This is a genomic window from Fulvimonas soli (genome assembly GCF_003148905.1).
GTDB classification, from domain to species: Bacteria; Pseudomonadota; Gammaproteobacteria; order Xanthomonadales; family Rhodanobacteraceae; genus Fulvimonas; species Fulvimonas soli.
Genome location: NZ_QGHC01000001.1, coordinates 333,301 through 348,354, shown reverse-complemented (window position 1 = coordinate 348,354; position 15,054 = coordinate 333,301). Strand labels below are relative to the sequence as shown.

General features: G+C 73.4%; 10 protein-coding genes. 4 read left to right on the top strand and 6 right to left on the bottom strand.

Features of this window, described 5'->3' with window-relative positions:
• Positions 1 to 8 precede the first annotated feature (8 nt).
• The 6 genes from C7456_RS01585 to C7456_RS01560 form a co-directional block, all read right to left on the bottom strand.
• Positions 9 to 1,007, bottom strand: coding sequence for a fimbrial protein (locus C7456_RS01585; RefSeq protein ID WP_170120145.1), 999 nt, complete (start codon positions 1,005 to 1,007; stop codon positions 9 to 11).
• Entirely contained in the window at positions 1,004 to 3,766 is a 2,763-nt protein-coding gene (locus tag C7456_RS01580) for a fimbria/pilus outer membrane usher protein (RefSeq protein WP_109722014.1), read from the bottom strand. The genes C7456_RS01585 and C7456_RS01580 overlap by 4 nt, the downstream gene beginning before the upstream one ends.
• A 37-nt stretch (positions 3,767 to 3,803) precedes the next feature.
• On the bottom strand, positions 3,804 to 4,547 hold the full coding sequence (locus C7456_RS01575) for a fimbria/pilus periplasmic chaperone (RefSeq protein ID WP_109722013.1): 744 nt from the start codon (positions 4,545 to 4,547) through the stop codon (positions 3,804 to 3,806).
• A gap of 61 nt (positions 4,548 to 4,608) precedes the next feature.
• Positions 4,609 to 5,172 carry a fimbrial protein gene (locus tag C7456_RS01570; RefSeq protein ID WP_281268496.1) on the bottom strand — a complete coding sequence of 188 codons (564 nt, stop codon included), beginning with the start codon at positions 5,170 to 5,172 and terminating at the stop codon, positions 4,609 to 4,611.
• Positions 5,173 to 5,642: 470 nt separating this feature from the next.
• A complete protein-coding gene (locus tag C7456_RS01565; protein ID WP_245889736.1) occupies positions 5,643 to 6,302 on the bottom strand; it encodes a response regulator in 660 nt (219 codons plus the stop codon).
• 421 nt (positions 6,303 to 6,723) lie between these two features.
• Positions 6,724 to 7,407, bottom strand: coding sequence for a response regulator (locus C7456_RS01560; RefSeq protein WP_109722010.1), 684 nt, complete (start codon positions 7,405 to 7,407; stop codon positions 6,724 to 6,726).
• A gap of 117 nt (positions 7,408 to 7,524) precedes the next feature.
• On the opposite strand from C7456_RS01560, the gene C7456_RS01555 reads away from it, so the two are divergent.
• The 4 genes from C7456_RS01555 to parE all read left to right on the top strand — a co-directional run bounded on the left by C7456_RS01555 (position 7,525) and on the right by parE (position 15,041).
• Entirely contained in the window at positions 7,525 to 10,053 is a 2,529-nt protein-coding gene (locus tag C7456_RS01555; protein WP_245889735.1) for an ATP-binding protein, read from the top strand.
• A 176-nt stretch (positions 10,054 to 10,229) separates the two neighbouring features.
• On the top strand, positions 10,230 to 11,894 hold the full coding sequence (locus C7456_RS01550; RefSeq protein ID WP_170120144.1) for a FecR domain-containing protein: 1,665 nt from the start codon (positions 10,230 to 10,232) through the stop codon (positions 11,892 to 11,894).
• A gap of 57 nt (positions 11,895 to 11,951) precedes the next feature.
• Positions 11,952 to 13,097: a CHASE2 domain-containing protein gene (locus C7456_RS01545; protein WP_109722008.1), complete on the top strand. Its 1,146-nt coding sequence runs from the start codon at positions 11,952 to 11,954 to the stop codon at positions 13,095 to 13,097.
• 54 nt (positions 13,098 to 13,151) lie between these two features.
• Positions 13,152 to 15,041: a DNA topoisomerase IV subunit B gene (gene parE, locus C7456_RS01540; protein WP_109722007.1), complete on the top strand. Its 1,890-nt coding sequence runs from the start codon at positions 13,152 to 13,154 to the stop codon at positions 15,039 to 15,041.
• Positions 15,042 to 15,054: the final 13 nt, after the last annotated feature.

Here is a 15,054-nt window from a genome sequence, read left to right as displayed (position 1 = left end):
CGCCGCGGCTACTGGTAGTCGATGGTGAACGTGGCGATGCCGTTGGCGGCGCCGGGGACGAGCGTGCCGCCGGTCTGGTAGTAGCGGGCCTTGAATGGCACCTGCAGCAGGCTGGGGCCGGCCGGGCTGCTGCCCGCGCCGATGTCGCCGCCGTAGCGCACCGGCTGGCCGTCGCGGGCGTCGAGCAATTGGATACCGACGCCTTGGGCCGCCTGGCTGCCCTGGGCGATCTGCAGCACGCCCGGGCTGTTGGACGGGTCGGGCGTGGCGTCCAGCCGCACGTACACGCTGCCCGGGCTCTGCTGGCACCGCAGGCCGATGGTGAAGTCGCGTTCCGCCGCGGTGGTGCCGACGCCGCGGAACTGCGCCTGCGGCACGGCCCCGAAGTTCACCGCGATGTTCCTGGAGCCGGCGTCGACCGAGCACGAGGGCGAGACGATGGTGATGCCCTCGCCTTCCACCCAGGTGGTCAGCAGCGGATGCGCGGGGTCCGAGTTGAGGTGGTAGCTCGAGTACTGGCCGGCCACCAGCGGCCCGCTGCCGGTGGTGGGCGCGGTCTTGATCAGCTCGACGACGAAGGTGCTGGCGTCCAGGGTGTAGTTGGTGTTCGCCTGGGCGGAGAAGGTGGCCGGATACACCATCGAGGTCGAGGCATTCGCGGTCCTGCGCGACATGCGTATGCCGACGCCGGCCACGCCGGTGGTGTACACCTTGCCGTAGCCCGGCACCGGCTGCCCCTGCACCACGTCGGCGTACACGGTGGCACCGCCCTGCCTGTCGCAGCTCATGGCCGTGCCGGGCTGGCTGATCTGGGTCTGCCAGGTGGTGATGGTGGCGCCCACCGGCAGGTCGCTGGGGATGACCACGCGCCCGAGGTTCATGTCCACGTGCGGGTCGCGCCAGGTGGGGTTCATGGTGCAGCCGGCCCATGCCGCGGGCGTCGCCAGCAGCAGGAGCAGGGCCGCCAGCCACGGGAGCGGGGCGGTGCGCGGCGGTCTGGGGATCATGGCGAGCTCACCGGCCTGGAAGGAAGGGTTGCGGGCGCGTCGCCCGAGGGACGGCACGTGGCGTGGAGGCTGTCGTAGTAGGCATGGCCGTCGCGCGGCGGCAGCACGTAGTCGATCCGGCACTGCTGGTCGGGCTGCCCGCCCCATTTCACGAACAGGCTGCCGCGGTCGGCCAGGCCGCGCAGGAACAACCGGCTGGCCTGCCCGACCACGCCCACTTCCCGCCCCTGCCCGTCGAGCACGTCGGCGCCGAACGGCAGCGGGCCGCCCGCGGCATCGCGCGCCACGATCAGCGCCGCGCGGCCCCGGTCGGTGTGGAACACCACCCGCACCACCGCGCCCGCGTACGGCGCCGCCTGCTGGCTGGTGCTCTGCAGCTGGACGTCGGTGGCGGTACCCGCCGGATCGAGCTGCACCGTGTTGTAGCGGTACGGGATGAGGTAGGGCACCAGGGCATAGCCTTCGCCGTCCACGCGCACGCCGGAGTAGTTGGTCACCCGCGCGCCCCTGGCGCCCTTGGCCTCGACCAGGGCCATGGTCTCGCCCTGCTGCGGGCTGAAGGTGACCCCGCCGGCGTGCACCACTAGCGCGCCGTTGGCGCCCACCGAGGCCTGCCGGTAGCCCGAACCCTGCGCGTAGGAGGCGCTGAGCGTGCTGTACGGGCTGCGGTACTGCGCATTCACCGCGCCGCTGCTGCCGGCGCGGGTGTCGTCGCTGGCGCTGGCGCCGTAGCTGAACGCGCCGTCCCGGCCTGCGCTGCCGCTCAGCCCCAGCTGGCTGGTGCTGTAGCCGCGGTCGCTGTGCGCGAACATGCCGTTGAGCGAGGGCGCGTGCGCGCCGTGCCCCAGCGGCAGCGAGAGGCTCAGGAAGTACCGCGTCTCGCGCTGGCCCAGCGCATCGCGTGTGCGCGAGGCGGACAGCGTGTAGCTCAGGATGCCGAGGTGGCTGTTGTACCCGGCCTGGTACTGGAGGTCCGAGCCGGGCGCGTTCCAGTAGCGCGCCAGCGAGCCGGTGACGTACAGCGAGCCGGCGCCGCCCAGGGTCTGGTTCAGGATCAGCTCGAAGCGGCTGCGCTGGCGGCGGATGGCCTCGGTGCCCAGGTCGCGCCGGGCCAGGTCGCGGGTGAGCAGCGCGTCCTGCAGGCCCAGGTAGCCCGACGTGGAGTAGCGGTAGGCCGCCACCGAGAAATTGGTGCCGGTCCCGGTCAGGAACTTGCTGTAGCCGAGTTTGAGGCTTTGCCCGCCGGAACCGCCCGTCCCCGCGAACCGGGTGCGCGCATGGCTGAGGTCCAGCGCGAAGGCGCCGGCGCGCGTGTTGAACGCCGCGCCCGCCAGCAGCGCGCCGTAGCCCTGGCTGAACACCGCGCCGCCATAGCCCGTCACCAGGTTGGAGAGGCCGCGCTGGTAGCTGCCCTGCACCAGGTAGGGATGGCCGTGCAGGTAGACGTCGCGCACCTGGCCCGCGGTGAGGTCGTAGCGGCCGATGCCCGGCCGCAGCAATTGCGCCACCGACGAGTACGGTACGGCGAAGCGCTGCTGGCTGCCGTCGGCCTCGGTGACGGTCACCTGCAGGTCGCCGCCATAGCCGGTCGGATAGAGGTCGTCGATCTCGAACGGCCCCGGCGCCACCGTGGTCTGGTAGATCAGGTAGCCGTTCTGGCGGATCTCCACCCTGGCGTTGCCCGCCGCCACGCCGCGCACCACTGGCGCGTAGCCGCGCAGCGAGTCGGGCAGCATGCGGTCGTCGGTCGCCAGGCGCACGCCGCGGAACGACACGCTGTCGAAGAGCTCGCCGCTGGTGCTGGACTCGCCCACGGTGAGCTGGCTGCGGATGCCGGCGAGGTTGCGCTGCGCGTAGGTGGCGATGGCCTGCCAGTGCCGCCCGCCGCCGCTCTGCCAGGTCAGCGCCGAGTCGTGGCGCAGCTGCCAGTCGCCGACGTTCAGGCCCGCGTTGAGGCCGAGGTAGGCCGAGTCCTGGGCCACGCGTTGCCCGCGCGCCGGCGGGGCCAGCGGCCTGCCGTCCGGACCGATCACGCGGCCGTCGGCGCCGAACACGCTGCCCGCCGGCACGGCCGCGCCATCGAGGGTGCTGCCCACGGGTATCGCGGCACCCGGCGCGACGGTGCTGCCGTCCGGTGCGCGCACGCGGCCGTCGCCGGCCACGTCGGCGGCGTCGTTGCGCATGCGGAACGCGTTGAAGGCGTAGCCCAGGATGCCGGCGGCGATGCCGCGGTCCCAGTACTGCGGCGGCACGTAGCCGCGCGCGCTGCGCTGCATCGCCGCCTGCGGCACGCTCAGGTCCAGGCGCAGCTGCGAACCGTCGTAGCGGGCAGCCGCATCGGGAATCCACTGCTCGATGCTGCGGCAAGCCTCCGGCTGCGTGGCCGTCGCGGCCAGCCGGGACGCATCGATGCCGTAGCGTTGCAGTTGCTCCAGGCCGAAGCACGGGTGCGCGCCGTCGGCCGCGCCGGAATCGCGGAACTGCACGTTCCCGCTGCCCGCGCGGTCGCCGTTCACGTAGACGTCCACCAGGTAGACGCCCGGCAGCACGGGGTTGCCGCGCTCGAAGCGCGACAGGTCCACGCGCCGGGTGCCGCCCATCAGGAAGCGGCTGTTGAACGAAGCCTCGGCCGGACCGGCGGCGGCCGCCGCATCGGCCGCCGGCGCCGCCAGCGGCGCCGCCCCCAGCGCGCCGGCGATCAGCGCCGCCAGCGGGCGTCGCCAGAGTACGCGCGGGACGGGGGTCGACTGTCTGTTCACGGATCGGGCTCCATTCCTTGGGACGCGACGGCTGCCGTCAGGGCATCGGCGCCGCCTGGTGCGGCACGTTGGCGCCGTAGTCGTTGATCGCGTCGAAAGCGACCCTGGCCCCGGGCGCGGGGGCCGCGGCGAGGCCTTCCAGCGGGAACACGGCGCTCGCCATCGGGTCGACCATGCCGCCCTTGTCGTGGCGGTACTCGCGGCCGCCCGCCGCCAGGCCGATGCGGCTGAAGGAGACGTGGTAGGGGGTGGGGTTCTCGCACTGCAGCGCGTAGCCGCGCCCGTCCGGCGCGCGCACCACCCGCCAGCGCAGCCTGTCGGGCGCCTCGTTGGCCCGGCCCTGCAGGCCGGGCGGCCGGAAGAACACCTTGATGCGCGAGCGGAAGGCCAGTTGCAGGTAGTTCTTGCCCGCCTCGCCTGTCGGTACCGGCGGCACCTCCAGCACGTTGAGCCAGAACACGCTCTCGCGGTCCTGCGGCAGCGGGCTGCCGGCGTACATCAGCCGCAGCGTCTGGCCGCGGTGCGGGTCGATGCGGAAGATCGGCGGGGTCAGCACGAACGGCGCGTCGCTCTGGTCCGGCGCCACCTTCGGGTCGCCGCCGTCCAGCCAGGCCTGCACCAGCGAGGGCGTGGCACCGTTGTTGGTGAGCTGGACGGTGACCTCGCGCGCCTGGCCCGGATAGACCACCCGGGTGCCGCTGATCACCACGTCCGCGCGGGACGGCGAAGCCAGGCACGCGGACAGCAGCAGGCCCGCCGCGAATGGCAGCAACGGTTTCATCGATGGATGGCCCTGTGAAGGCGCGAGGGGGCGGCCGGCGCAGCCCGGCCGCCCGGCCCCGTCAGTTGTAGACGATGGTGTAGTTGACCCGGCTGGTGACGCTGCCTTCGGTCGCCGCGCCGTTGTGCGCCACGTACTGCACGTAGTAGTTCAGCGTGGCCGCGCCGTTGGAGAGCGCGACGCTCTTCGAGCCCGAGCTGTCGGCGCCGCCGGTGGTGGCGCCCACGCGGATCTGGCTGGTGTCGCCGTTGAGCAGCGCCAGCTGCACGTTGGTGGCGGCGTTCGCGCCGCCGTCCACGATCAGCTGGCCGGTGGTCAGGTCCACGCTGGCGCCCGGCTCGAAGTAGGTCGCGACGTTGCCGGTGGCCGGCGAGCAATGGCTCAGCGCGATGGTGAAGGGCGTGCGGCCCGCCCACGAGCCGGCCGCCGCCAGCGTGCTCTTGGACACCGTCGGCAACGTCACGGTGAAGTCCTTGCCGCCGGTGCCGTTGCCGTTGATGTCGCAGGTCTGGCCGGTGATGTCGCCGTTGAAGGTGATGGTGCCGTCGGCGGCGCGCGCCGCCATCGGCGAGGCGAGCAGCGCACCGGTCGCCACGAGGGTGGAAGCGAGTATCGATGTTTTCACTGGTATGTCCCTATGCATGCCATGCATTGAAAAACGCAGGGGAGGTCCGCTGGCACCCGGCCATGCGCCGCATGCCGGCTGCGCAAAAGCCATGCCCCCGTCCGCGCGGATCACCGGGATCCGCGCCCGGCATCAACCGGCGGCGGCACGATAATGCGATGCGGATCACGGAATGAACCGGACGATTCCGGAACTTCGGGCCCTCGCGCAGGCATGCGGCGACCCACAAAAGAAAGGCGCCGCCATGCCTGGCGACGCCTCTGGACATTGAAATCCCGACAGGCGGGTGCAGGGGAACAACCGCGACCTGTCGCTGGCGTAATCTCGCCAGCCTGTGCCCATCCTGGGCCCTGGGGAAGCGCTTGGCCGCCGTCCGCTTGCGACACGTTGGGGCGGCGGGCCACACGATCATGCTGGGCCGATTCGCCGGCCAATGGGATCAGACGTTTCCTAAAAAGCCGGCGGACCGGTCAGCTCGACAGCCCGACGTTGCGCGCGAACTCGTACAGCTGGCTGTGGTTGGCAAGCCCCAGCTTGCGCATGGCGTCGTTCTTCTGCTGGCTCACCGTCTTCACGCTGCGGCTCAATTGCCGGGCGATCTCGGACACGCTCTGGCCGCCGACGTACCTGCGCACCACCTCGGCCTCGCGCGGCGACAGGCTGGAGAGGGCGGCCTCGGGCGACAGCGCCTGCGACCGCGCGCCGTCCAGCCACGGCACGGCCTCGAGGCCTTTGCGCATCGGCTCGCTCAGGTAGCCGCGGCCGTTGGCCACGGCGTGGCAGGCCACCAGCAGCTCGCGCGTCATGGCCGTCTTCGCCACCACGCCGGCCGCGCCGGCCGCGAACATGCCGCGCACCAGCGCGCCGTTGTGCACCATGGTCAGCACGATCACCGGCAGGCCGGGACGCAGCCGCTGCAGGCGCCGCAGCAGCAACAGTCCGTCCTCGCTGCCCTCGCGGGGCATCGAGAAGTCGGTGATCACCAGGTCGCACTCGCAGCCGCCGAGCCGGCCGAGCAGCTCCCTGCCGCTGCCGGCCTCGCCCACCACGCGCCAACGGCCGTCCTGGTGCAGCATGGCCTTCATGCCCACCAGCACCACCGGATGATCGTCGGCAATCACCACTTTCACTGGCGCGATGCCACTCGTCATAGCCAGGCACACCTCCCGTCGCATACGGCTGCGCCCGCAACGACCGGACCTGCGGCGAGTCGACCGCGAAGATCCGGATGCGGTGGCGCCGCGCATCCTCTGGCGGTCGTGCGAGAAACGGCCTCGCCACGCCCGCATCGTGAACGGATCCCGGCAGCGGTCCCCGCGCACGCGGGGCCGGGCTGCCGTCGACGCCACACGGCGTCGAACCATGCCGCCCCCTCGGCATGCGGGAATGCACGGGGCGCCCGGCGTGCCGCGCAGCGCGACACGCCCGCCTCGTGCCGGGAACAGGATGCCAGCCCGGCGCGCGGGATGTGATCGGACGATTCCCAAAAACGGCGCGCCGGGAAGGCGGCGACGGCGCCGCCGCGCCATCGCGGCAGCCGGTCTCCCAGCTTCAGGTGAGCAGGCCCCAGGTCCGCGCGTACTCGTAAAGCTGGCTGTTGCTGGTGAGGCCCAGCTTGCGCATGGCGTCGTTCTTCTGCTGGCTCACCGTCTTCACGCTGCGGCACACGCGCTCGGCGATCTGGGTGACCGTGAGGCCCGAGGCGTACAGGCGCACCACCTCGGCCTCGCGGCGCGACAGCATGGAAAGGTCAGCGCCGGCGAGCACGCGGTCCGGGCCGGCATCCGGGCCCGGCGCCTCGGCCAGCGCCTCGCGCACCTGCTCGCCCACATAGGTGCGCCCGGCCAGCACCGCGCCGATCGCCAGCAGCAGCTCGCGCGTCATCCCGGCCTTGCCCACCACGCCGTTCACGCCCACGCCCAGCATGCCCCGCACCAGCGCCGGATTGCGCAGCATGGTGAGCACGATCACCGGCAGCGCCGGATGCTCGCGGCGCAGACGCCTGAGCCAGGCCATGCCGTCCTCGGCGCCGGCGGCATCGGGCATCGAGTAGTCGGTGATCAGCAGGTCGCACTCGCAGCGCGCCAGCAGTGCCAGCAGCTCGCGGCCGCCGCCGGCCTCGCCGACCACCCGCATGCCGGCGGCGTGCTCGCGCAACAACGCCTTGATGCCGAGCACGACCACCGGGTGGTCGTCGGCGACGATGATCCTCAAGGTCCTGTCGTTGCCCGCCATGATCCTGGTCCCCTGGAACCGCCCCCCGTGGCGCCGCCTCCATTTGCAGTAGCATGCCTGCGAAAGTTGCATTTTTCCTCCAAAAAAAGCTGCACGCCGCTGACGAATGATTCCGCCATGCGCCGGCGTATGACGCCCCCCGCCCCGTGCCGCGACGCGCTTTGCGCAAGCGCCCCGCCGGCGCCGTCGGCATGCCTGGCGCTGCTGCCCGGCGCGCTGCCGGTGCGGACCAGCATCGAGCTGCTCGCCGGCCTGCTGCTGCTGAGCGGACTGCTGGCGCTGGGCCTGCTGCGGGCGCTCTGGCTGCAGCGCCGGCGGGCGGCGCAGGCCGAGCGCAAGCTGCAGCAGCAGGCGCAGGAGCTCGCCCGCCGCGACCAGGCCGCGCGCCATGCCGACGCCGTGGGTGAAACCCTGCGCGAGATCACCCGGCGGATCCCGGTGGTGGTGTTCGCCGTGCGCCGGGGGCGCGAACGCAACTACCGGCTGGGCTTCCTGGCCGGCGACCTGCGGGCACTGTTCGGACTGGAACGCCGAGACCTGCTGGCCGGCGGCGACGTGCTGCGCGAATGGCCTTTCCACGACCGCGTCCACCCCGAGGACCAGGAGGCGCTGCAACGCCAGCTGCGCCGCGCCGTGCGGCATGCCGGCGCGGTGGAATTCGACTTCCGCGCCTATGGCGCCGAGGGCCTGCGCTGGATCCGCATGATCCTGGCCTCGCACCGCGAGGCGAACGGCGAGACCTGCTGGAGCGGCTACCTCATCGACACCACCCGCCTCAACGCGCACAACCAGAGCCTGCGCGCCGCGCGCGACGCGGCCGAGCGCGCCTCCAAGGCCAAGGCGGACTTCCTCGCCACCATGAGCCACGAGATCCGCACGCCGATGAACGGCGTGCTCGGCATGCTGGAGCTGCTCGGCCACACATCGCTGGACGCCGACCAGCGCGAGCTGCTGCGCGCGGTGGAGGATTCCGCCGGGGTGCTGCTGCAGATCCTCAACGACGTGCTGGACTTCTCCAAGCTGGAGGCCGGCAACCTGCGCCTGGACCCGGCGCCGTTCGACCCGCGCGTGCTGCTGGACAACGTGGTCGGTCTGGCCGCGGGCGGCCTGCGCGGCAAGGGGCTCGACGTGTCGCTGGCGATGGATGCCGCGCTGGCCGGCCGGCTGCTCGGCGACGGCGTGCGCATCCGGCAGATCCTGCTGAACCTGCTCGGCAACGCCGGCAAGTTCACCGAGCGCGGCGGCATCGCGGTCTCGCTGCGGGTGCTCGGCGACGACGGCGACAGCCAGCGCCTGCGCCTGCGCGTGCAGGACACCGGCATCGGCATTCCCGCCGATCGGCAGGTGGGCCTGTTCAGCCCGTTCGCGCAGGCCGAGCCGGGGACCGCGCGCCGCTACGGCGGCACCGGCCTGGGCCTGGCCATCTGCCGCCACCTGGTGCAACTGATGGAAGGCGAGATCGAGCTGGCCAGCGAGCCCGGCGCCGGCACCACGGTGACCGTGCAATTGCGCCTGCCGGTGGCCCGGCGCGACCTCGAGGCCGCCGCCCCCCACCTCGGCCGGCACGCGGTGGTGCGGCTCGCCTCGCCCGCGCTGGCCGCGGCGCTGGCCGACCATCTGGTCGCGCTGGGGCACAGCGTGGAGCGGGTGCCGCCCGAGCAGCCGCTGCGCAGCGGCATCGCCGCCAACCTGCTGTTCGTCGATGCGGGCGACCACGACAGTCCGGCCCGCGTGGCGGCCCGGGTGGTCGCCCTCGACAGCGGCCCGGACGCCCCCGCGATGCCGTTCGAGAGCGACGGGCGCATCGTGCTCGGCGCGATGCCGCTGAAATGGCAGGGCGTGGTGCGCGCCTGCGAGCTGGCGCTGCTGCCGCCGGCGCGCACGTCGCCGCCGCCCCTCCCGCCTGCCGCCGCCGCGCCGGCCACGGCGCACCCCGCCCAGCCGGGGCGAGGCCGCATCCTGGTCGCCGAGGACCACCCCGTGAACCAGGCGCTGGTCCGCCGGCAGCTGGCCCTGCTGGGCTGGGACTGCGAGGTGGTGGACGACGGCCACGCCGCCTTCCGGGCGCTGTGCCGGCGCGACTACGCGCTGCTGATGACCGACTGCCGGATGCCCTCGATGGACGGCTACCAGCTGGCGGCCGCCTGGCGCCGCCACGAAGCGGGGCTGGGCCGCGCGCGCCGCCTGCCGATCATCGCCATGACCGCGCATGCGCTGGACGGCGAGATCGCCCGCTGCCGCGAGGCGGGCATGGACGACTACCTCAGCAAGCCGGTGCAGCTGCGTGCGCTGGAGGAAAAGCTGGCGGCCTGGCTGCGCGCCGACGCGGCGCCGCAGGCGGCCGACGGGCCGCGCCTGCACGGCGAACTGCGCCGCCTGCTGTGGGAAACCGGCCAGGCCGATCTCGATGCCATCGAGCGCGCCACTGGCGCGGGCGACGCCGCGCTGGCCGCGCAGCGCCTGCACCGCCTGCTCGGCGCACTGGCCGTGTTCGGCGAGGACCCGGCGCTGGACCGGGCGCGCCGCCTGCTCGGCGCGCTGGAGGGCGAGCATCCCCGCGCGGCCCTGGACGCCTGCGCCGCGGGCCTGGGCGAGCTGCGCGGCCTGCTCGAACGGATGGCGGGCGAGGCCGCCGCCGCGGGCTGATCCGCCGCGAAAACCGGACGCAGTTGGCATTTTGCCGGGCGCTCGCGCAGAATTTGCCCAGTCCGGGCCGTCAAGGGGATGCCGAGGATGCGGCATGCATGCAGCGGTCCGTCCGGGACGCAGGGGGCGTTCCGCCATGCCGGCCCGGCCGGCGTGGACCTGCAAGGATTCGACACATGCACGCCCGCCACCACCCGCGCCCCCCCTACCCGATCTGGCTTGCCGCGACGCTGCTGGCCGGCCTGGCCGTGCTCCCCGCCCGCGCCGGCGACTGGACCTACCGCGTGCACCCGGACGACAACATCTGGACGCTGGCCCGCCGCTACCTGAAGGCGGACGTGCCGTGGCAGCAGCTGCAGGACTACAACCACGTCGCCGACCCCTACCACCTGCTGCCCGGCTCGCGCCTGCGCATCCCGGTCCAGTGGCTGCGGGTGGAACCGGCCAGCGCCACCGTGGCCGCGGCGATCGGCGACGCGCGCGCCTGGCTGCCCGGGCAGGCGCAGCCGGTGCCGGTGACGCCCGGCATGCGGCTGGGCTACGGCGCACGCGTGGAGACCGGCACCGACGCCAGCCTGACGCTGGAGTTCGCCGACGGTTCGCGCATGCTGGTCCAGGGCGGCAGCGAGGTGAGCCTGGACCGGATGAGCGCCTATGGCCGCACCGGCATGGCCGACACCCGCGTGCGCCTGCAGCGCGGCCGCGTCGTCAACGACGTCACGCCGATGCCCGGCAACGCCGCGCACTTCGTCGTGCAGACCCCGGGCGCCGTATCCAGCGTGCGCGGCACGCATTTCCGCGTGGCCGCCGACGACGCCCGGGCGCGGACCGAGGTCGAGGTGCTGGGCGGCCGCGTGGAGGTGACCGGCGACCGGCGCCATGTGCAGGTCCGCAAGGGCTCCGGCGTGGCGGTCGAGGAAGGCCGGCGGCCCGGCCGGGTTCGCCGCCTGCTGCCCGCGCCCGCGCTGCGCTGCCCTGCCGCGCCGGTGGTGCGGCCGGCCTACGCGCTGGACTGGCAGGCGCAGCCGGGCGCCGCCGCCTACCGGGTGCAGATCGCGCACGACCGGCGCTTCGCCGCGCTGCTGTACGACCACGTCACCGACGCGCTGCCGCACGCGAGCCTGCCGGACCTGCCCAACGGCGACTACCTGCTGCGCGTGCGCGGCATCGAGCCGGACCGGCTGGAGGGCCTGGACGCCACCTGCGCGCTGCGCATCGCCACCCACCCGCAGCCACCGCTGGTGCAGGAGCCGCAGCCCGGCGGCACGGCGCGCGCCGAGCGCCCGCGCTTCCGCTGGACCGAGAGCAGCGAGGCCGCGTCCTACGCGTGGCAGCTCGCCGCCGACCCGCAGTTCCGGCAGCTGCTGGCCGAGCGGCAGGACCTCGCCGACAACCGCGTGCGCGCGCCGGCAGCGCTGCCGCCGGGACGCTACTACTGGCGCGTGGCCAGCCGCGACCGCGAAGGCCGCCTGGGACCGTACACCGACGCCCTGCCCTTCGACCGCGCCGACGCGCCGCCCGCCCCCGCGCTGGCCACGCTGAAGCGCTCCGGCGACGGGCTGACGCTGGGCTGGTCGGCCGGCGCGCCCGGGCAGCGCTACCGCATCCAGATGGCGCGCGACCCGGACTTTGCCCATCCGGTCGTCGACAGCACCGTGGAGCAGCCCTCGCTGACCCTGCGCAAGCCGGCCTCCGGCACCTGGTACGTGCGCCTGCGCGTGGTCGACGACGACGAATTCGCCGGCGCCTGGGGGCCGGCGCAGAAGGTCCGGCTGCCCTGCATCCCCTGCCGCATCGCGCTCGGCACGGGCGGCGCGGCCCTGCTGTGGCTGCTGCTGTGAGCCGCCGGTGAAGCCGACGCCCGTCCCGCACCGCCGTCGCGCCCGCGCGCCCGCCTGATGCGCGACGGCTTCGCCTGGCTGGTGCGCGGCGCGGCCTGGCTGGCCGCCTGCGGGTGCTTCGCGCTGCTGCTGGCCAGCGGCGTCGCCACGCGCGCCGACGACGCGCTGTACGACCTGCACATGCGCCACTGGGGCTACGCCGCCGGCGACGACGTGGTGGTCGTGGCGATCGACCAGAAGAGCCTGGACGCGCTGGGCCAATGGCCGTGGCCGCGCGGCGTGCATGCGCGCCTGCTCGACCGCCTCGCCGCCGCCGGCGTGCGCGCGGTGGGCCTGGACATCATCATGGCCGACGCCGACCAGGCCCACCCGCAGGACGATCTGGCCCTGGCCGCGGCGATGCGGCGCGCGGGGCGCGTGGCGATGCCGGTATTCGCCGAGCCGGGCGAGCTCGACGGCCCGCTGCAGGAGCTGCTGCCGGTTCCCGCGCTGGCGCAGACCGCCGCCGCGCTCGGCCACGTCGACACCCCCGGCGGGCCGGACGGCGTGACCCGCGGCGCCTATCTCGAAGCCGGACTGGGCCGCGCGTACTGGCCCTCGCTGGCGCTGGCGGTGGATCGCCTGGCCGGCGGCGCCGCGCGCGGCGCCGCGCTGCCCGGCCTGCGCAACCCGGAGCCGGGCGACGCCTCGCCCTACCTGTGGGTGCGCGACCACTACGTGCTGCTGCGCTACGCCGGTCCGTCCGGCAGTTTCGGCCGGGTCTCCTACACCGACGTGCTCGACGGCGCGCTGCCGGCCGGACTGCTGCGCGACCGGCTGGTGCTGGTGGGCGCCACCGCCGAGGGCATGCGCGACATCCTGCCCACGCCGCGGGGCCTGATGCCGGGCGTGGAGTACCAGGCCAACGTGCTCGAGTCGCTGCGCCGCGGCCTGCTGGTGACGCCGCTGGGCTTCACCGAGCAGTTCCTGGTCGGCATCGCGGTGCTGGCCCTGGCGAGCCTGCCGTATGGCTGGCCCGGCCTGCGGCGCCCCTGGCTCGCGGCGCTGGCGGGGCTGCCGCTGGCGCCGGTGGCCGCGCTGCTGCTGCTGCGGCTGGCCGGCCTGTGGTGGCCGCCGGCCGCCTGCATGCTGGTGCAGGCCGCGGCGCTGGCTGCCAGCGGCCTCGCGCCGCGGCGCGGACGCGCGCGCCGCGCATTGGCTTGACCCCTGCCGCGGCCGCCGCCATCCTGCGCCGTTCCGTCTGGCCAGTCCCCCCGCATGAGCAGCCGCTACAACGCCGCCGACATCGAAGTCCTCTCCGGCCTTGACCCGGTCAAGCGCCGCCCCGGCATGTACACCGACACCTCGCGCCCGAACCACCTGGCGCAGGAGGTGGTCGACAACTCGGTGGACGAGGCGCTGGCCGGCCACGCGCGCAACATCGAGGTGGTCGTGCACGCGGACGGCTCGGTCACGGTGGCCGACGACGGCCGCGGCATGCCGGTGGACATCCATCCGGAGGAAGGCATCCCCGGCGTCGAGCTGATCCTCACCCGGCTGCACGCGGGCGGCAAGTTCAGCGGCCGGAACTACAGCTTCTCCGGCGGCCTGCACGGCGTGGGCGTGTCGGTGGTGAACGCGCTGTCCAGCCGGGTGGAGGTGACCATCCGCCGCGACGGCAGCGAGTACCGCATGGCCTTCGCCCACGGCGACCGCGCCAGCGAGCTGGAAGTGGTCGGCACCGTGCCGAAGAAGAAGACCGGCACCACCGTGCGCTTCTGGCCGGACCCGAAATACTTCGACTCGCCGAAGATCTCGCTGCCGAAGCTCAAGCACCTGCTGCGCGCCAAGGCCGTGCTGTGCGCCGGCCTGCACGTGAAGCTCACCGACGAGGCCAGCGGCGAGGTCTGCGAGTGGCACTACGAGGACGGCCTGCGCGACTACCTGCGCGGCGAGCTGGACGGCGCCGAGGCGATCCCCGCCGAGCTGTTCGTGCACCAGGTGCAGCGCGAGACCGAAGGGCTGGACGTCGCGCTGACCTGGGTGCCCGAGGGCGAGCTGGTGCAGGAGAGCTACGTCAACCTGATCCCCACCGCGCAGGGCGGCACCCACGTCAACGGCCTGCGCAGCGGCCTCACCAACGCGATCCGCGAGTTCTGCGACATCCGCAACCTCTTGCCGCGCGGCGTGAAGCTGGCGCCGGAGGACGTGTGGGAGCGCCTGGCCTTCGTGCTCAGCGCCAAGCTGCAGGACCCGCAGTTCGCCGGCCAGACCAAGGAGCGCCTGTCCTCGCGCCAGGCCGCCGCGCTGGTCGAGGGCGTGGTGCACGATGCCTTCAGCCTGTGGCTGAACCAGCACGTGGAGCTGGGCGAGCGCATCGCCCAGCTCGCCATCGAGCGCGCCAGCGCGCGCCTGAAGGCGGCCAAGCAGGTGGTGCGCAAGAAGATCACCCAGGGCCCGGCGCTGCCCGGCAAGCTGGCCGACTGCACCGCCACCGACCTCACCCGCACCGAGCTGTTCCTGGTCGAGGGCGACTCCGCCGGCGGCAGCGCCAAGCAGGCGCGCGACAAGGAGTTCCAGGCGATCCTGCCGCTGCGCGGCAAGATTCTCAACACCTGGGAGGTGGAATCCACCTCGGTGCTGGCCTCCGAGGAGGTGCACAACCTGGCGGTGGCGATCGGCTGCGACCCGGGCAAGGACGACCTCTCCGGCCTGCGCTACGGCAAGGTCATCATCCTCGCCGACGCCGACTCCGACGGCCTGCACATCGCCACCCTGCTCTCGGCGCTGTTCCTCCGGCACTTCCCCGCGCTGGTGCGCGAGGGCCACGTGTTCGTGGCGATGCCGCCGCTGTTCCGCGTGGACGTGGGCAAGCAGGTGTTCTACTGCCTGGACGAGAGCGAGAAGCAGGCGATGCTGGACCGCATCGAGCGCGAGAAGATGAAGGGCGCGGTCACCGTGACCCGCTTCAAGGGCCTGGGCGAGATGAACCCGGCGCAGCTGCGCGAGTCGACCATCCACCCCGACACCCGCCGCCTGGTGCAGCTCACCGTGGACGACGACGCGGCCACCGCCAAGCTGATGGACATGCTGCTGGCCAAGAAGCGCGCCGCCGACCGCAAGAGCTGGCTGGAGGAAAAGGGCGACCTCGCCACCCTGGAGGTGTGAACATCTTCACTCC